General features: G+C 70.9%; 15 protein-coding genes and 1 riboswitch. Of the genes, 8 read left to right on the top strand and 7 right to left on the bottom strand.

The window, feature by feature from the left end; translation table 11 throughout:
* Positions 1–8 precede the first annotated feature (8 nt).
* Positions 9–608 carry a copper chaperone PCu(A)C gene (locus tag ACGFH8_RS00725; RefSeq protein WP_393361290.1) on the bottom strand — a complete coding sequence of 200 codons (600 nt, stop codon included), beginning with the start codon at positions 606–608 and terminating at the stop codon, positions 9–11.
* Between the two features lie 65 nt (positions 609–673).
* The gene (locus ACGFH8_RS00720) at positions 674–2,749 is read right to left on the bottom strand and encodes a copper resistance protein CopC (protein ID WP_393361287.1); all 2,076 of its coding nucleotides are present in this window, start codon (positions 2,747–2,749) and stop codon (positions 674–676) included.
* Between the two features lie 130 nt (positions 2,750–2,879).
* Positions 2,880–3,094: riboswitch (cobalamin riboswitch) on the top strand.
* A 195-nt stretch (positions 3,095–3,289) separates the two neighbouring features.
* Between ACGFH8_RS00720 and ACGFH8_RS00715 the strand changes: the two genes are divergently transcribed.
* Together ACGFH8_RS00715 and ACGFH8_RS00710 are read left to right on the top strand one after the other, a co-directional pair.
* On the top strand, positions 3,290–3,736 hold the full coding sequence (locus tag ACGFH8_RS00715; RefSeq protein ID WP_231396807.1) for an acyl-CoA thioesterase: 447 nt from the start codon (positions 3,290–3,292) through the stop codon (positions 3,734–3,736).
* 106 nt (positions 3,737–3,842) lie between these two features.
* Positions 3,843–4,835 carry a zinc-dependent alcohol dehydrogenase family protein gene (locus tag ACGFH8_RS00710; RefSeq protein ID WP_393361284.1) on the top strand — a complete coding sequence of 331 codons (993 nt, stop codon included), beginning with the start codon at positions 3,843–3,845 and terminating at the stop codon, positions 4,833–4,835.
* A gap of 28 nt (positions 4,836–4,863) precedes the next feature.
* Here ACGFH8_RS00710 and ACGFH8_RS00705 read toward each other — a convergent pair whose 3' ends face one another.
* Positions 4,864–6,087 carry an MFS transporter gene (locus ACGFH8_RS00705; RefSeq protein ID WP_393361281.1) on the bottom strand — a complete coding sequence of 408 codons (1,224 nt, stop codon included), beginning with the start codon at positions 6,085–6,087 and terminating at the stop codon, positions 4,864–4,866.
* A 22-nt stretch (positions 6,088–6,109) separates the two neighbouring features.
* A complete protein-coding gene (locus tag ACGFH8_RS00700; RefSeq protein WP_393361278.1) occupies positions 6,110–6,676 on the bottom strand; it encodes a helix-turn-helix domain-containing protein in 567 nt (188 codons plus the stop codon).
* A 93-nt stretch (positions 6,677–6,769) separates the two neighbouring features.
* On the opposite strand from ACGFH8_RS00700, the gene ACGFH8_RS00695 reads away from it, so the two are divergent.
* The 3 genes from ACGFH8_RS00695 (at position 6,770) to ACGFH8_RS00685 (ending at position 12,142) form a co-directional block, all read left to right on the top strand.
* On the top strand, positions 6,770–7,684 hold the full coding sequence (locus ACGFH8_RS00695) for an alpha/beta hydrolase (protein ID WP_393361275.1): 915 nt from the start codon (positions 6,770–6,772) through the stop codon (positions 7,682–7,684).
* Between the two features lie 72 nt (positions 7,685–7,756).
* On the top strand, positions 7,757–8,608 hold the full coding sequence (locus tag ACGFH8_RS00690; protein WP_393361272.1) for a CPBP family intramembrane glutamic endopeptidase: 852 nt from the start codon (positions 7,757–7,759) through the stop codon (positions 8,606–8,608).
* 360 nt (positions 8,609–8,968) lie between these two features.
* Complete coding sequence (locus tag ACGFH8_RS00685; RefSeq protein ID WP_393361269.1) at positions 8,969–12,142, top strand: BTAD domain-containing putative transcriptional regulator; 3,174 nt, start codon at positions 8,969–8,971, stop codon at positions 12,140–12,142.
* Positions 12,143–12,167: 25 nt separating this feature from the next.
* Here ACGFH8_RS00685 and ACGFH8_RS00680 read toward each other — a convergent pair whose 3' ends face one another.
* The 3 genes from ACGFH8_RS00680 to ACGFH8_RS00670 all read right to left on the bottom strand — a co-directional run bounded on the left by ACGFH8_RS00680 (position 12,168) and on the right by ACGFH8_RS00670 (position 14,437).
* The gene (locus ACGFH8_RS00680) at positions 12,168–13,151 is read right to left on the bottom strand and encodes a TauD/TfdA family dioxygenase (RefSeq protein WP_393361266.1); all 984 of its coding nucleotides are present in this window, start codon (positions 13,149–13,151) and stop codon (positions 12,168–12,170) included.
* A gap of 115 nt (positions 13,152–13,266) precedes the next feature.
* Complete coding sequence (locus tag ACGFH8_RS00675) at positions 13,267–14,040, bottom strand: TSUP family transporter (RefSeq protein ID WP_393361263.1); 774 nt, start codon at positions 14,038–14,040, stop codon at positions 13,267–13,269.
* A gap of 85 nt (positions 14,041–14,125) precedes the next feature.
* Positions 14,126–14,437 (bottom strand): hypothetical protein, encoded by a 312-nt coding sequence (locus tag ACGFH8_RS00670; RefSeq protein WP_393361260.1) that lies wholly within the window; start codon positions 14,435–14,437, stop codon positions 14,126–14,128.
* Between the two features lie 302 nt (positions 14,438–14,739).
* Here ACGFH8_RS00670 and ACGFH8_RS00665 point away from each other — a divergent pair, with 302 nt between their 5' ends.
* The 3 genes from ACGFH8_RS00665 to ACGFH8_RS00655 are packed head-to-tail and all read left to right on the top strand — an operon-like array spanning position 14,740 to position 17,406.
* Complete coding sequence (locus ACGFH8_RS00665; RefSeq protein ID WP_393364398.1) at positions 14,740–15,576, top strand: alpha/beta fold hydrolase; 837 nt, start codon at positions 14,740–14,742, stop codon at positions 15,574–15,576.
* Positions 15,569–16,183 (top strand): TetR/AcrR family transcriptional regulator, encoded by a 615-nt coding sequence (locus ACGFH8_RS00660; RefSeq protein ID WP_393361257.1) that lies wholly within the window; start codon positions 15,569–15,571, stop codon positions 16,181–16,183. The genes ACGFH8_RS00665 and ACGFH8_RS00660 overlap by 8 nt, the downstream gene beginning before the upstream one ends.
* Positions 16,183–17,406: a low temperature requirement protein A gene (locus ACGFH8_RS00655; protein WP_393361254.1), complete on the top strand. Its 1,224-nt coding sequence runs from the start codon at positions 16,183–16,185 to the stop codon at positions 17,404–17,406. The genes ACGFH8_RS00660 and ACGFH8_RS00655 overlap by 1 nt, the downstream gene beginning before the upstream one ends.
* Positions 17,407–17,456: the final 50 nt, after the last annotated feature.

The following is a 17,456-nucleotide window of genomic DNA, read 5'->3' as shown; positions in this document are numbered from 1 at the left end:
CGTCTCGGTCACGACGCCGGGCTCATGCTCATCCCCGGCGTGGCGCTCATCCCGGGCATGGGCTCGCCGTGCCCGGGGGCGTAGCTCTCCTGCGCGCCGGTGAACGGCTTGGCCACCGCGCTGAACTGCTGGGTCCGGCCGTCGGCGAAGGTCAGGGTGAAGGTCACCTCGTCACCGGCCTGGACGGGCTTGGTGAGGTTCATCAGCATCAGGTGATCGCCACCGGGCTCCAGCGCGTGCGTGCCCCTGGCCTTGACGACGATGCCGCCCTGCTTCTGCCGCATGACCATCGTGCCGTCCTTCATGGCCATCTCGTGCAGCTCCATCGACGACACAGTGGTCGTGGCACCGGTCACCGTGACATCGCTGTCGCCGTCGTTGACCAGGGTCCCGAAGGCCGCCGTCATGCCCTTGTCGGCGGCCTTCACCCACGGGTCGCGAATGCCGAGCACCCCGGCGTCCGGGTTGGCCGAGGCCGACGCGGACGGGCGCGACTGCGCCGACGACGGAGCGTCGGACGAGTCGCAACCGGCGGCGCCCAGCGCCAGGACGGCGGCGGCGAGGACGGTGGCCGAGCGGCGTGAACCGAGCGGGCTGGTGGTGCGCATGTGTTCTTCCTCCGATGATTGCTGCTGGCTGGATGGTCGGCCGCAGCGGGGAGAAAGTTCCAGCCTCAGGGCACGTTGATCGTGTACTCGGCGGTGTGCACCTTGCCGGCGACCTGGAAGTCGAAGAACGCCCGGTACCGGCCCGAGCTCGGGGCGGTCAGCCAGAACTTGACCGACCCGTCGACAAGTTCCGGCTCGGGGTGGACGTGCACGTACCCCAGGTCGCCCTCGCGGACGACGACCAGGTGCCCGTACGCGCCCAGGTACGGCTCCAACTGCGCGGGGATGGTCGGGTCGGCGCTGACCTGGAAGTGCATCGGCGCCGTCACCCCCACCGTGGGGGTGCCGTTCATCGACACCGTGTACGGCCCGGCCGTCGCCTGGGCCCGCACCGGTGGCAGCGGGGTCGGGGTGTGCGCGCCGGGCACGGTGTGGTCGACGCCCAGCACGAGTGGGATCTGCGTGTCGTTGGCCGCGGTGACGGAGAAGTCGGCGTAGACGCGGTAGCCGCCGGGTCGGGCCAACGTCAGCGGGACGCTCCAGGTGCCGTCGGGCGCCATCGTCGGGTGCAGATGCTGGTAGCCGGACAGGTCACGGCCGACCACGATCAGGTGCAACGGCTTGTCGTGGACGACCGCGAAGCGGGTCGCCGGTTGCCTGTCGGTCCCGACGATGCGGAACCGGTAGTCCGCGCGTACACCTGGGGGTTGGGTTCGCTCCAGTGGTTGCAGGGTGTACCCGCCGGCGCTGACCGTCGTGCCGGTCGCCAGCGTCTCGCCCGTCGCGCCGTCACCCCGGTGCGTGTGCGGACCGGTGCCCGCCGGGTGTTGGTGCCCGTCGTTCGCGGCGCCCTCCTGGCCCGGGGCGGGCGGAGCGCCGGCGGGCTGCCGGGCGCTGCGGTCCGCCGGGTTCCCGTCGCCGGTCCCGATGCGGGCCAGCCCGAACCCGGCCAGCAGAGCGATCACCAGCCCGCCGACGAGCAGCGCCAGGTGGGTGTTGGTCAGCCGGGACCCCGGGGTCGCGGCCGCGAGGTCCGTGTCGGGCCGTGGTCCGGGCTCGACCGTCGGCTCGCCGTCCGTACCGCCGCCGGTCTGATCGATCGGCGTCGGATCGGCCGCGACGCCCGTGCGGGCCGTGACGACCGTGTTGCTCTTGCGCGCCGCCGGCACGGTGGCGGGTTGCCCCCTGTCGCCCGTGACCGGCGCGACGACGCCGACCTTGCCACCGACGGTCTTGCCGCCGACAGCCCGGCCCCCGCTGGTCTTGCCCCCGCTGGTCTTGCCCCCGACAGCCTTGGCCCCGACGGTCCGGCCCGCGCCGGCCTTGGTCGTAGAACGGGCACCACCGCCGCGTCGACCGGAGGTCGCCGCCGAGGTACGGCGCCGGCCGGTGGATGTGCCGGCGGAGGCCGATCGGCGACGCCAGACGACGTACCCGGCCACCGCCAGGGCCGCCGCGACCACCACCGCCCAGCCGGCCAGGGCCACCGTTCCGCGGCCGCTCTCCTCGGTGGACCCGGTCGACGGAGCTGCCGCAGCCGGCGGGCTCGACGGATCGTCCGCGGTGGTCGGCACCGCCGAGGCCTGCCCGCTGTTGTGCTGCTCGGCGGCGGCCACCAGGGCCGGGTCCGGCTGGGTCGACGGCGGGCTCCATCCCTTCGGCGCCGCCGTCACCCGCCCGTCGTAGCGGAAGGTCAGGGTGCCCCGCACGGTGTCGCCGTCCGAGGCGACCGACAGATAGCTCACCGAGTACTGGCCCTTGGCGGGCAGGTGGGCGACGCTCACCACCGCGGGGAACCCCGTCGTGTACTCCCGCGGCTCGAACTGCCCGTTGACCAGGAAGTACTCCCGTACCGGCTTCTCCAGCGGTTTGGGTTCCCCCTGCGACCAGCCGTTGTCGACCCGGGTGCCACCCGGGGCGGTGACCGTGAAGAACGCGTTGGCGGCGGCCTTCTCGGTGAAGGAGAGCCGCACCTCCGTGAACGGCTCGCGCACGGTGGTCCCGCTCGCCGGCGTGGACGCGGCGAGGGTCCCGTGCGCCGCGGCGGGTTGGGCGGACGCGAGGAGGGCGACCGCCGAGGCGAGGAGGAACGCGAGGAGGCCCGAGACCACCCGGCCGCAAGTCTGGGGGAGACGACGCATCTGGATATCCTCACCCTCGCGAGACTTTTTTCAAGAGGTGGCGATCTTCTTCCTCGAACGACAAAAGTTGACGACGAGCACGCGGGCCGCTGCGGCACGATGCCCCCGGTGGACAGATTCCCTGGCCAGCTATGCTGCCGACGGCGCTGGTTCGCCCCGTCCTGACCGGCTGGGCGTCGTAAGAGGGAACCCGGTGGAAATCCGGGGCTGCCCCGCAGCGGTGAGTGGGAACGACAGCCGTCATCAGCACTGGGCCAGCGGCCTGGGAAGCGACGGCCAGTAGGGGACCGGCACGACCGGTCAGGCCCGCGAGTCCGAAGACCTGCCGGCGCCGCGTACACAACCGTGTGCGCTGCCGTCGGCCTCGCGGGTGGGCTGAGCCGGTGACGGGCCGTGCGTGTGGCGCACGGCCAGGTCCTCGTCAGCGTGTGTCCGCGACCGGCGGCGTGGTTTCCCGAGGGACGGACTACCGCTGTGCACGACACCACCACGATCGCCGGCCGAGCGCCGTCGGCGTCGCACCTGACCCTGTCGCAGATCATGGACCAGCACCACACGAACCTGATGGGTACGGTGCACGGCGGCCGGATCCTCAACCTCATCGACTCCGTCGCCGGTGTGGTCGCCGCCCGGCACTCCGACGGGCCGGCGGTGACCGCCGCCATCGACGAGACCGCGTTCCTGCGCGCGGTACGGGTCGGCGACGTCGTGCACGTCGACGCCCGGATCACCTGGGCCGGCCGCAGTTCGATGGAGGTGGCCGTCAAGGTGACCGCCGACCGATGGGACCGGGCGGTGCCACCCACCGACGTGGCCACCGCCCACCTGGTCATGGTCGCCATCGACGACGACGGCCAGCCCCGTACGGTGCCGCCGCTGCTGCCCGAGACCGACGGGGACCGGCGACGGTACCGGGAGGCGGAGATCCGCCGCGAGCACCGGCTGGCGCTGCGACGCGCGCTGCTCGACGGCGCCGACGACGGCTGACCCGCGTTCGGCCCCCCGTCGCGGTGCTGGCCGGTCCGAGGAACCCGCCCCGCCGTCGATCTGGTCGGATAGCGTCCACGTGAAGACTCGGTCACGGAGAGTGTGGATGGTTATGCGCGCTGCGGTGCTGCGGGAGTTCGACGTTCCGCTCCTGGTCGAGGAGATCGACAGACCCATCCCCGAGCGCGGGCAGGTGCTGGTGCGGATCGTCGCCAGCGGGGTCAACCCGCTCGACACGAAGATCCAGGCGGGAAAGGCCGCGCACGCGCGCGTCCAGCCTCCGGCGGTGCTCGGCCTGGACCTCGCCGGCGTCGTCGCGGCGGCCGGTGCCGACGTGACCGACTTCGCGCCGGGGGACGAGGTGTACGGGCTGTGCGGGGGAGTGGGCGACCTCCAGGGGTCGCTTGCCGAATACGCCGCCGTGGACGCGCGGCTCCTGGCCCGCAAGCCGAAAACCCTCTCGATGCGGGAGGCCGCCGCGTTGCCCCTGGCGGCGATCACCTCCTGGGAGGGGCTTGTCGACCGGGCCGGAGTCCGTGCCGGGCAGAAGGTGCTTGTGCACGGCGGCGCCGGCGGTGTCGGATACGTGAGCGTCCAACTCGCCCAGGCTCGCGGCGCGGAGGCGTACGCCACGGGTGGGCCGGCGAGCATTAGTCTGATCGAGAGCCTGGGCGCGGTGGCGATCGACTACACCTCGACAAGCGTCGAGGAGTACGTGCAGAGATACACCGACGGGGCGGGGTTCGACATCATCGCCGACAACGTGGGCGGCTCGACCCTCGACGTGTCCTTCGCGGCGGTGCGCACCTATCACGGACACGTGGTCAGCGCGCTGGGCTGGGGGACCCACTCGCTCGCCCCGCTGTCGTTCCGGGGAGCCACCTACTCCGGCGTGTTCACCCTGCTGCCGATGCTGACCGGGCGCGGGCGCGAACACCAGGGCGACATTCTGCGCGAGATCGCGACGCTTGCCGACGCCGGCGCCCTGCGCCCGCGACTGGATCCGCGCACGTTCACGCTCGACACGGTCCTGGACGCCCACCGACTGGTCGCCAGCGGCACCGCCAACGGCAAGGTGGTCGTGGACATCGCCGGTTGAGCGGAGCCGTTCGTGACGGGCGACGTGGTCAGGTGGCGCGCGGTCCGTCCGGGCGAAGCCCGATCACGAGTGGACCGCGACGTCCCAACGCCCAGACGGTGAGCGCGAAACAGCACAGTGCCGCTCCCGTGATCGTTACCGCTGCCCAGCCGCCGGCGGACCAGAGCATGGTCCCGGCGGCGGAGCCGATCGCGCCGCCGATGAAGTTGCCGGTGGCCAACGCCGTGTTGAGCCGGCTGCGGGCTTCGGGGGAGAGGGCGAACAGCCGCGCCCGGTTGAGGAGGGCCTGCGTCTGGAGGGCGACATCGATCACGATGATCACGATGATGATCAGTGTGACCGACCGGCCGGCGAATGTCGCGACGACGAAGGCGCCGAGGGCAAGGACCCAGGCCGCGCCGGTGGCCGGAAGCGACAAGCCCCGGTCGTGCAGACGACCACCGTGCAGGCCGGAAAGGACACCAGCGAGGCCGGCCAACCCGAACAACCCGACCACCGCTACCGGGTAGCGGAACGGCGGGCCGCTGAGGAGGAACGTCAGCGCCGTCCAGAACAGCGAGAACGCGGCGAACCCGGTGGCGGCGAGAACCAGCGTCCATCGGGCTGCCCGCTCGCGTCTGACCACCGTGCCGACCGAGGCGATGAGCTGCGGGTACGACAGGCGCGTGCGCGGCGGCAGCGGCGGAATCGCGCGGTGGAGCAGGGCCGCGAGCAGGACGGCGACGACCGAGGCGAGGACGAAGACCGTCCGCCAACCGGCGGCGCTGGCGACGAACCCGCTGATCGTGCGGGACGCCAGGATGCCGGTGAGAGTCCCGGACCCGACAACGCCGACGACCCGACCGCGGTGGGTGTCGCCGGCCAGGTCCCCGGCGAGCGGCGTGAGGACCTGCCCGGAAATCGTCGTCACGCCGAGCACGCCGAGTGCGAGCAGGAGTACGCCGATCGTCGGCGCCAGCGCGCACAACAGCAGCGCGGCGGCCGAGGCCAGCAGCATCACCGGCACGAAACGGCTGCGGTCGAGGACATCGCCGAGCGGCACGAGCAGCAGCACGCCGACGGCGTAACCGACCTGCGTCGCGGTGACGAGCCATCCGGCCGTCGCGGTCGCCGTGCGCAGGTCACCCGCGATGAAGCTGAGCAGCGGCTGCGCCCAGTACAGGTTGCCGGTGGCCACTCCCGCCGCCACCGCGAACAGGAACGTGATGTGGCCGCTCATTCCCGACGGCGATGCCCTGCGGGATGCTGCCATCCCGCCACGCTAAGGCGCGGAATCAAGGCACCGGGGCCGAGCCTGTGGCCGATCCAGGTGGTGTCGATGGCGTGTCCGGTACGACGACGAGGCTGACGACGCGGCGCCTCCGTCCGTCGCGGGTGTTGCCGGTCCGACTGACGACGGCGTGTTCGATCTCGGCGACCATCGCGGTGAACTCTTCGTCGGTGAGCCAGACCGCCGCCTGTCGGTAGACCACGCCGTCGCGGTGGGGGTCGGCGTGTTCGTGGGCGAGGTAGCGGTCGAAGTCGCCAAGCAGTGACGCCGCGAACGTGGTGTAGGCGCGTCGGTGATCGTCGCGGGTCATGGCGGCCCGGGCGGCGGGGCTGATCGTGCCCTGGTCCTGGCGTACCCGGTAGCTGCGCTCCACCGTGCCGCGTACTCGCCGCTCGTCGACCACCTCCAGCACGCCCGCCTCGGCCAACACGGCGATGTGCCGGTACATCGTCGCCGGGGGGATGTCGGGTAGGCGATCGCGGAGCTGGGTGGTGGTCAGCGGGTCGGTGTCGAACAGCATCTGCAGGATGCGCATCCGGACGGGGTGCAGGAGAAGGTCTGCGGTTGCCATGAGCCCATCTTCCCACATACGATAATGTTCCCAAGGCTGATAATGTTCGCGGTTGTTGAGAATAATCGGAGATGGCGTATGCGCGATGTCGACATGACGGTTGTCGCGGACGACGGGCTTCCCCTGGTCGGCACGCTGACCCTGCCCGTCGGCCCTGGACCACACCCGGCCGTCCTGCTCCTGCACGGCTCCGGGCGACTGGATCGCGACTCCAACACCGCGCGCCTCCGGATGGAGCTCGGGCCACCACTGGCCAGAAGGCTGGCAGACGTCGGGATCGCCACGTTGCGTTACGACCGGCGCGGTGTCGGCGCCACGGGCGGCGACTGGCGCGCGACCGGATTCGCCGCCGGTCGGGACGACGCCGCCGCCGCGCTACGCGCCCTCGCCGTGCGACCCGACATCCGGGCGGACGCCGTTGGCGTGCTCGGGCACAGCGAGGGCGCGGTTCACACCATGTCCCTCGGGGCACGCCCGGAGGTGGCGGCGGTGGTGCTGCTGGCCGGGTTCGCCCGCCCAGGGGAGGACGCGTTGCGCTGGCAGGCCGCAATGATCGCCCGCGACCTCCCCGCTCCCGTGCGACCGCTGCTACCGATCCTGCGTTCCCTGGCCAACCGGCAACTCGCCCGAATCAAGGCGTCCAGCACGGACGTGGTGCGCGTCCTCGGCAGGCCGACCAACGCCCGGTGGCTGCGGGAGCTGCTCGACCACGACCCGCGCTCCGACCTGGCGAACATCAAGGCTCCCGTCCTGGCCATCACCGGCGGCAAGGACATCCAGGTCGACCCGGCGGACCTGGACGAGATGCGCCGCCTGGTGCCCGGCGACGTCACGGTCCACCTGATTCCCGACCTCACCCATGTGCTGCGTCGCGACGTCGGCCGTCCGTCGGTGCGCTCCTACCGGCGGCTGCTCCGCCAGCCGGTCGACCCCGACCTGCTCGCGTTGGTGGTCGGCTGGCTCGCCCACCGACTACACGGGACGCCCGACACGGTTCGTGCCGGATAACCGATGGCTCACCCCCGGACAGCGAGCCACCCCGCGACAACCCCTGCTCCTCACCCCCCGAAGGGAAATGGCGTGACCACCGCAACCTCTGCTCGCCAACACGACGGCCTCACCACCTTCTGGATCGTCACGTTCGCCTGGACCTTCGCCTTCTGGCTCTTCGCGATCACCCTCGACGAACCGGCGATGACGTCCCCCACCCTCGTTCCGTACCTTCTCGGTGGATTCGGGCCGGCGATCGGCGCGATCGCCGTCCGGATACGGCGCTCTCGCCGTCGTCAGCCGATCCCCGCCCACACGGTGCGACTTCGGCTGCGCCCACGGCTGTTCTGGGCGCTGCCCATGCTGGCCCTGGCAGCGGGGACCGTGCTGGCGGCCGCACTGCTCGCGGAGTTCCTGGGCGGCCCCGCGATGAGCCTGACGGAAGGGCGCGAGTTGATCGCGACGGCGGGCGGAACCGTACCGTTCCTGATCAGCATGCTGATCGGCGGTCCGCTGGCCGAGGAGCCCGGTTGGCGTGGCACGGCGTACCCACGCCTGCGCGCGTCGATGAGCCGCCTGCGCGCCGGTCTGTTGCTGGGCGCCGCCTGGGCGGTATGGCACCTGCCGCTGTTCTTCATCGACGGGACTCTTCAGTCCGAGTTCGGCCTGGTCAGCTGGAGTGGCCTGTTGTTCACGCTCAGCGTCTTCCCGATGGCACTGCTCACCGGCTACGCCTACGAACTCGCCGGGGTCGCGGCATCGGTCGCGGTCCACTTCGGCGTGAACACCACCATCGCGCTGCTCACCCTCAAGGCGCCTGCCGCCCAGGCGCTCGTCCTGGCGGTACAGATCATCGTGGCGGCCGCGTTGCTCGCCGCACAACGCAACCGTGGCCAGGACCGACCCGCGCTGGACCACCGCGAAATGGCTGATCTGCGGTGAGCGGGTGGCAGCGTGTCAGATCTACGCGGGCCCTATCTGCGCGCTGCCAAGTCACCCAGTGTAACTACATGACAACATTCAATGATCTTCTGTAGTGTGCGTGACGGCTGTCGCAGCGGCCGGTAACACGTACGGGGGTAGAGCATTGTCATCGCTGTTTCGAACGGATGATCGCCGTCGCCGACAGACACGCGTCCGTGCCAGTGAACCCCGGCCCAAGAAGACGCTGAACCCGCCGCGTACGCGTTGCCTCCTCACAACCCCCGGACCAACCGTACGACGGGGGCGGTGAGTCATACCCAGCCGAGCGACTGAGGAGTGCTCGGCTGGGAAGGATCAGGAAGTAACGGGGGCACGCTCATGGGCAACACGTGTGAATTCTTGCTGCTTGGCCCGTTGGAGGTACGGGCCTTTGGTCGGCTCGTACCGATCACCGCCGCCAGGCAGCAGATAACGCTCGCGATGCTGCTACTCAACCCTGGCCAGGTTGTCTCCGTGCAGCGACTGACGGAGGCGTTGTGGGCAGACCAGCCACCCGGTCGACCGGAGAACCAGATCGCCATCTGCGTGTCGGCGCTGAGACGCAGCTTCGTCGACGCGGGAATCGACCGCGGCCTCCTGGTGACCCGGTCACCGGGGTATCTCATCAGAGTCGACGACGACGGCCTGGACACCCGGCGCGTGCTGGCATTACAGAGCGCGGCGCGGGAGGCCGCGGCGGCGGGACAACCGGCGACGGCGGCCGACCGGTTGCGGGAGGCGCTAGCGATCTGGCGCGGGCCGGCGCTATCCGGTCTGACCAGCCGGCTCCTCGAGCCGGAGGCCGTGCGGTGGGAGGAGCTGCGGCTCGGTCTGGTCGAGGAGTGCGTCGAACTCGAATTCGAGCTGGGGATGTACCGCGAGCTGATCGGCGAGCTGACCATCCTGGTCGCCGCACATCCGTTACGGGAGCGACCGCGCCGGCAGCTCATGCTGGCCCTTTACCATGCCGGCCGGCAGGCGGAGGCGCTCGCTGTCTACCAGGACGCCCGCCTGGTGTTCGAGCGGGAGTTGGGCTTGGAGCCGGGCGCCGAGCTGCGGGGACTCCACGACGCCATGCTCCGCGGCACCATCGCCCCGCGGCAGCCACGCCGCCCCCGGGTGGCGGTGGGCCCGAGGCCGGACACACCGGCCGTCGGGTGGTCCGGCGACGGTAGGGCACACCCGGTCAGCGTGCCGGCGCCGCGACACCCGGCCGGGCCGGGCGGGAACGCCGCGCCCGTGGCCGCGGACCGGACGGCCAAACCACACCGTCCGCAGCTCGAGCCGGCCTCGGCGACAGCCCCGGACACCTCTGAGGTAGCCGGCGGCCCACCCCGGCCGCTTCATCAGCAACCACGGATGCTGCCCGCCCAGGTGGCCGACTTCACCGGGCGCGAAGCCGACCTGGCGTTCCTGGTCGAGGCGCTCACCCCTACGCCCGATGGCAACGACCACGCGGTGCGGATCGCGGCGGTCGCCGGGCCGGGCGGGATCGGCAAGACGACCCTGGCGGTGGCCGCAGCGCACCGGCTGCGGGACGTCTTTCCCGATGGTCAGCTGTACGTGAACCTCAACGGCGCCGAGCACCGACAGCTCGAACCACTGGAGGTGCTCGCGGTGTTCCTGCGCGAATTGGGCGTCGACAACAACGCGATCCCCGACGACGTCGAGCAGCGGGCGGCGATGTACCGCAGCATCCTGGCGGAGCGGCGGATCCTTGTGGTCCTTGACAACGCCGCCGACGAGGTGCAGGTGCAGCCGCTGCTGCCCGGGGCGGAGTCGTGTGCCGCTCTCGTGACCAGCCGTTCGCGGCTCACCGGTCTGAGCGGGGTCCGGCTGATGGACCTCGACGTGCTGCACGACGCCGAGGCCGTTGAGCTGGTGCGACGGATCGTCGGCGACCCCCGGGTGGACGCCGAATCGAAGGCCGTCGCCGAGCTGGTCCGCTACTGCGGCGGCCTGCCGCTCGCGGTCCGCATCGTCAGCGCCCGATTGGCGGCGCGGTCGCACCAACGGCTCGGCACGTTCGTGCGACGCCTCGCCGACCAGAGCCGCCGCCTCGACGAACTGGCCCACGGCTCGCTGGAGGTCCGCACCAGCGTTGGCCTGTCCTATCTGGGACTGAAGCCGCGCACGCGGCGGCTGTTCCGACGGCTCGGGCTACTCGCGACACCCGACTTCGCCGCCTGGGTCGGCGCGCCGCTGATGGAGACTGGAATCGCCGACGCCGAGGAGCACCTCGAACGGCTCGTCGACGCTCAGTTGCTCGACGTCGTCGGCCGGGACCAGGCGGGCCAGCTGCGCTACCGCTTCCACGACCTGGTCCGGCTCTACGCCCAGGAACAGGCCGATCGGGAGGATCCGCCGGCCGAACGCGAGCAGGCGGTAGCACGGATTCTCGGTGCCTGGCTCGCTCTGGTCGAACGGGCGCACGTCGACCTCCTCGGCGGCGACTACGCCGTCGTGCACAGCTCGGCGCAGCGGTGGCCGCTGGAGCCGGAGGCGGCCGAGGAGCTTCTCGCCGACCCGGCCGGATGGTACGAGTCGGAACGACGAAACGTCGTCTCCGCTGTCGAGCAGGCCGCCCAGTACGGGCTGCTCGACCACTGCTGGGACCTGGCTGTCTCGGCGGTCTCCCTGTTCGGTACCCGCAGCCACTACGACGAGTGGCGCAGCACGCACGAGGTCGCGCTGCTGGCCACGCGGGCCGCAGGCAACGCCCGCGGCGAGGCGGCTGTGCTGACCGGCCTCGGCGACCTGTACGTCACCCAGCACCGTTATGACGCCGCCGTCGAGCACCTGGAACCAGCTCTGACGATCTTCTCGGAACTTGGCGATCGGCACGGTTACGCGGTGGCGCTGAGGAAGGCCGGGTACGCCGACAGCGTCAACGGTAATCCCGAACGTGCGATACGCCGGTACGAGGAGGCGTTGGAGCTGCTCCGGGAGGCCGGGGACCGGGGTGCCGAGGAGCACGTCCTGCGGTGGATGGGCCAGTTCTACCTGGAAGCAGACCTGCCGGACCGCGCGGAGCCGTACCTGCTGCGCGCGATGGAGATGTCGCACGGGTCGCGGCGGGCCAGCGCCCAGGCTCGGTACCGCCTCGGCGAGCTGGACCTGGCCCGCGGCCGCCTGGCTGCGGCCGAGCGCGCCTTCACCGAGGTGCTGGGGGTCGTTGAAGGGCTGCGGGATCGGCGCGGCCAGGCTTACGCGCTGCACGGACTCGGCCGCACCTGGCTGGGTCAGGGCCGGGCCGAGGAGGCGGCGGCGCTGCTCTACCGGGCCCGCGACACGGCGGCGGAGATCGGTGACCGCCTGATCGAGATCCCCACGCTGCTGGCCCTAGCCCAGTACGAGCGCGACGCCGGCCGTCCGGAACCGGCGCGGGAGCTGATCGACAGCGCGGCGCGCCTGTGCCGACAGATCCACGCACCGATCTGGCTGGCACGGTGCCACCAGGCGATGGCCGACCTGGATCGGGTGCCCCACCGCGGGGCCCGGGCTGCGGGTTGACCGCAGCCCGGGCCCCGCAGTGCCGTCACAGCACGCCGCGGATGCCGGCCAGCGACGGCAGCACCCGCGGCCGCGCCATCATCTCCTCCGCCCACCGCGGCACGGAACGCAGCGAGTAGCAGCGGCGCAGCCAGCGGTCGTGGCCGTCGTAGCGGGCGGTGAATCCCGCCCGGCCGTGCGCGGCGACGTGGTTGTCCACGACGACGAGGTCGCCGGGTGCCAGGACCAGGTCATGACTGACGTTCTCCAGTGCCTCGGCGAGTGCGCGCAGCGCGGCCCGCCCGGCGTCGTCGACCGCCTGGGTGTTGTGTGAGTTGAAGCGCATGAACAGCCGGTCATCAGCGCCGAAGAGGACCGGGTGCGGGCCGGAGGCCGGCCGCTCGCCGTGGATGCCGCGGGTGAACGACGTGGGGTACAGACTATGGAACTCGGGGCGGCGCAGGATCGCAACATGCCGCGGATCGAGGTGCGTGGCGGCCTCGCGTACGGAGGCGACCCGGGTGGCCGCCATGCCCGCGTGATCCCGCCGCAGGCAGAGCAGGCCCAGGAAGTCCGGACGCAGCGGATGGTGAACGTTCTCGGTATGGAAGTCGAACGCCACCGAACCAGTGTTCTCGATCCGCTGCTCCTCGCCGCGGACGGGGTGCACTTCGTGCACAAGTGCGCCGTCCTTCTCGTCGGCGTACCCGATCAGCGAGCCGAGCAGCTCGGCGACGAGCATCAGGACACCTGTCGTGGTGTGCTCCCGCAGCACCGTGTCCTCGTGCTGCTGTGGGGTCGGCGGAAGCTGCCCGAGCGGCAGGCGCCGGACGAGAAGGTGCCCCGACTGTGCCCCTCGCTCGAAACTGAGAAGCGCGCGCCGCAGCCCGTCCGGGAGGTCCAGCAGGTATTCGGCGATCGCGTCGGGGCCGTCGTGGAGGCGGTGCGCTGCCCGGTCGGCGAGGGTAGCGAGGGCCCGGCTCTCATCCTCGTCGAGCGTGTAGGCGCTGAGGTTGGCAACGGTGTTCACGGTGGTGATCCTCCCCAAATGGTGGTGCCCGAGGCGTCGGGCACGGACGTGGCCGCGAGGCTGAAGCGACCCGTGTGCGGGCGATGTGGTTGCGATGTCGGCCGAACCGGCCGGGCTACTGCGGCCAGACGTAGAGGGCGGCGAGCCGGCCGACCATGCCGAGGACGACGACGACCAACACGACTCGGACGAAGCCGGCGCCCCGACGCAGGGCGGTGCGGGCGCCCAGCTGAGCGCCGAGGATGTTGCAGACGGCCATCGCCAGCCCCACCTTCCACAGCACCTGGTCGTGGACCGCGAAGACGATCAGGGCCCCGAGGTTGGTGCCGGCGTTGACGATCTTGGCGGTCGCCGAGCTGGCCACGAAGTCCAGGCTCAGCAGCGCGGTGAAGCTGATGATGAGGAAGGTGCCGGTGCCCGGCCCGAAGATTCCGTCGTAGAACCCGATCAACACTCCGGCCAGCAGCACGATGCCCAACCGGCGCCGAACGGTCACGGCCGTCTCCGCGGCGATCGTGCCAAAGGAGGGGCGCGCCACCACGAATGCCAGTACCAGCAGCAGCAGCACCATGGTGACCGGGCGGAAGTAGGCGCTTGGCACGCTGGCGGCGGCTGCGGCGCCGAGCCCCGCGAAGACCACGGCGGTACCGGCGGCCGGAGCCGCGATCCGCCAGTCGATCTTCGCTCGTCGGGCGTAGGAGTACGCCGCGGACGAGGTGCCGGCGATCGCCGCCAGCTTGTTGGTACCGAGCGCCGTGGCCGGTGACAGCCCTGGGAAAGCGATCATCAGGGCGGGGATCTGGATCAGTCCACCGCCCCCCACCACGGCGTCGACCCAGCCGGCGGCCGCCGCGACGAGGAGGAGCATTGCGAGTTCGTGCAGGTCCATCGAGGTTCCCGGAGTCGGAGGGAGCGCCGTCGCAGGGGCGCGGCGGGCGCTCCCGTCGTCCGAGGGAGCGCCCGCCGCGGCGGTGTCAGCAGATGACGGTCTTGCCGTAGCTGCCGAGGGCGAACGAGTGGTCGACGGCTTGGCCGCTCGCGAGCGAGTAGCAATTGCTGTCCGGGCCCCAGTCGACAACGACCTTGACCCGCTTGTTGTCGCTGCAGTTGTTGCGCAGGTGGACGGTGTAGACCGTGCCAGCCTCCGTGCCCCGTTCGGTCACCGGGCGGGCCACACAGGCGGGCGCCGTCGCGCCTGGGGTGTCGGCGAACGCGGGCTCGGCCGCGACCGCGAGCGGAGTGACGACGCCGAGTGCGAGCGCGGCGAGGACGCGAATTGCGGGCATTGCTCTACCTCCAAGGCAGCGGCGCTCCGGGAGCCGTGGCGGCGACTCCAGAAGCGGGATCGGGCCGATCCGCGCGACGTCGGCGGACCGTGCCACGAACCGTATGGACCAGCGCTTTCGAAGGGATGTCGTCGCGGTGTCGACCGGTTGGGCGCGGCGATGTGCTTCCAGTGCCCGTGCGGTAGCGAGCATCAGTCGGGGCCGCCGTGATCGGCGGAACCGTCGATGAAGATCACTTGACGCATTTGGTTAACGCCATTAACCTACGGGAAGTTCCGTTAACCAGTCCCGTGGAGGCCGTCATCACCGAGTACCTGAGCATCGCCGGTAACAACCTCGCCTACGAGGTGTCCGGGCAGGGCCCTCTCGTGGTCCTGGCGCACGGTATCGGCGACAGCCGGCACTCCTACCGTTTCCTCGTTCCGGCCCTGGTCGGCGCCGGGTACCGGGTCGCCAACGTCGACATCCGCGGCTGCGGCGACTCGAGCCTCGGCTGGGATGCCTACAGCCGCACCGACATCGCGGGTGACCTCGTCGCCCTCGTGCGCCACCTCGGCGGCCCCGCCGTGATCATCGGCCAGTCGATCAGCGGCGGCGCGGCGACCATCGCGGCGGCCACCGCGCCCGATCTGATCAACGGCATCATCGAGCTGGCGCCGTTCACCCGCGTACAACCCTTCGATCTTGGCGGGCTGATCCGGGTGAAGCGCTTCCGAACCGGTTACAGCCAGATGGCCCAGGTCATGGTCGGAGGACGTCTGGCGAGCTGGAAGAAGTACCTCGACGCGGCGTATCCGGTCAAGCCCGCCGACTGGGACGCCGAACTGACGCGTATCGAGGCGAAGCTGACGGAGCCCGGCCGGATGAAGGTCCTGCAGGCCATGTGCAAGACCAGCCCGACCGACGCCGGCGCGCAGCTGGCCAATGTCGCCTGTCCGGTCCTGATCATCGAGGGCAGCCTCGACCCCGACTGGGCCGACCCCCGCGCCGAAGGCGAGAAGATCATCGCTGATCTGCCCAGAGGGCTCGGTGAGCTGGCGGTCATCGAGGGTGCCGGTCACTACCCGCACGCGCAGACACCGGATCAGGTACTCGCGCTGGCCCGGCCTTTCCTCGACAAGACGCTGGCGAATGCCTAGGGCCCGTCTCACCCCACTGACGGTCACCGAGGCCGGCGCCGCCCTGATCGACGAGATCGGCTTGGAGAACTTCAGCATGGGCCTGCTCGCGGAACGGCTCGGAGTCAAAACCCCCGCGCTCTACAAACACGTCGCCAGCCAGGCCGATCTGGCCCACCGCATCGCCATCCTGTCCATGGCCGAGTTCGCTGACGCCATTCGTGACGCCATCCAGGGCCGGGCCGGCAGTGACGCCCTCGCCGCCGGCGCGCAGGCGATGCGGACCTACGTGCTGGAGCACCCCGGCCGGTACGCGGCCGGCGACGCTGCTGCTGCCCGCCCGACCGGACCCGACGACCCGATCATCCCCGCCGTCAAACGGGTGGTCGCCTCCTGGGCGGCCATGCTGCGCGGCTACCACCTGGACTCCAGCCAGGAGATTCACGCCCTGCGGATGCTCCGTAGCGCCCTGCACGGGTTCTCGACCCAGGAGGCAGCCGGCGGGTTCCGGTTCGACGCATCCGTCGACGACAGCTTCACCTGGATGATCGACTTTCTCGACCGCGGGCTGCGGGCCACCACCAGCGCACCCACGATCACCGGGACACCACCACCCGGCGGCCACTGATGGTGACCATCGACGAAGAACCCACAGGCGCCAGGGTCGAGCGGCACGCGAGCTGGGCCGAACTCTTCTTCGATCTGGTGGCGGTGGCCGGAGTGGCCGCCCTGGCACACGTGCTCGGACCTGAGCTGGACGCCGCGGCGCTCGGTCTCTACGCACTGCTGTTCCTGGCTCTGTGGCTGTCCTGGACGACGTTCATGCTCTACGGCAACGTCGCCGCCGGCCAGACCCGCGTGCTGCGGCTGATGGTCGGCATGTTCGGCCTGGGGACCATGGCCGCGTCTGTGCCGGGCGTGGCACACACCGTGCTCGGGCACAGCAGCGACGTCCGTCCGCTCAACGTCTTCGCGATCGCCTACATCGCCACGCGCGTCTACGGGTCCAAGTCGTGGCAGCGCGGCGCGGTATTGCTGGACTTCCCGGTGGTGCAGTATTCGGTAGGACTGCTGCCCTGGTTCGCGTCGCTCTGGGTCGACGAACACTGGAAGCTCGCGCTCTGGGCAGCAGGAGTCGGCCTCGACCTGCTGCTGATCCTGGTCCTGTCCGGCAGCAGGATCCTCCAGCGCGTCCAGTCGTACCTCACCGCGCCAGAACGTACTCGGCGTCGGCCACGATCAGGAGGCCGCCCCGACGGCACGGGACCGGTCATCCACGGGGTGTCGGTCGATCCGGCCCACCTCTCCGAGCGGCTGGGACTCTTCGTCATCATCGTGCTGGGCGAATCGGTGGTGCAGATCGTCGCCGCCGCAAGCGAGACGCGGTACGACATCGGCCTGCTGGCCACCGCAATCGCGTCCTTCGTTCTGCTGGCCGGCATGTTCGGCCTGTCCGTCGTCTTCGGATACGCCGGCCTGCCGCACCTGCGCGCCGGCCGGATCCCCACCCGCGCCGCCCTCGGCCTGCACTGCCTGGTCACCGGCGTCGTCGCCACCATCGCCGTACCGCTCTCCCTGGTGGTCAAGCACGGCTCCGACCCACTGCCCGAGCACGGTCGCTGGCTGCTGTGCGGCGCGGTCGCTGCCTACTTCACCCTCGGCGTGGTCACCGGCGTCGCCAGCCACAGTTCCGACCTGCCGAGAACGATCTCACGGGTCACCACGGGCATCGCGGCCCCACTGCTGCTTGGCCTGCTCGCCACCGCCGTCAGTGGCCGAACGCTCGTGGTCTACCTGGCCCTGATCGTCCTGGCCCACCTCTGGTTCGAACGACGACTGGGGCCACGATGACCGCATCCGCCACCCCTGGAACCGCCGCCACTTTCCCTCCACACGCGACT

It is taken from the genome of Micromonospora sp. NPDC049175 (genome assembly GCF_043197345.1).
Taxonomy (GTDB): domain Bacteria; phylum Actinomycetota; class Actinomycetes; order Mycobacteriales; family Micromonosporaceae; genus Micromonospora.
Note: the sequence above shows the minus strand (reverse complement) of the source record. Positions and strands in the feature narration are given on the sequence as shown.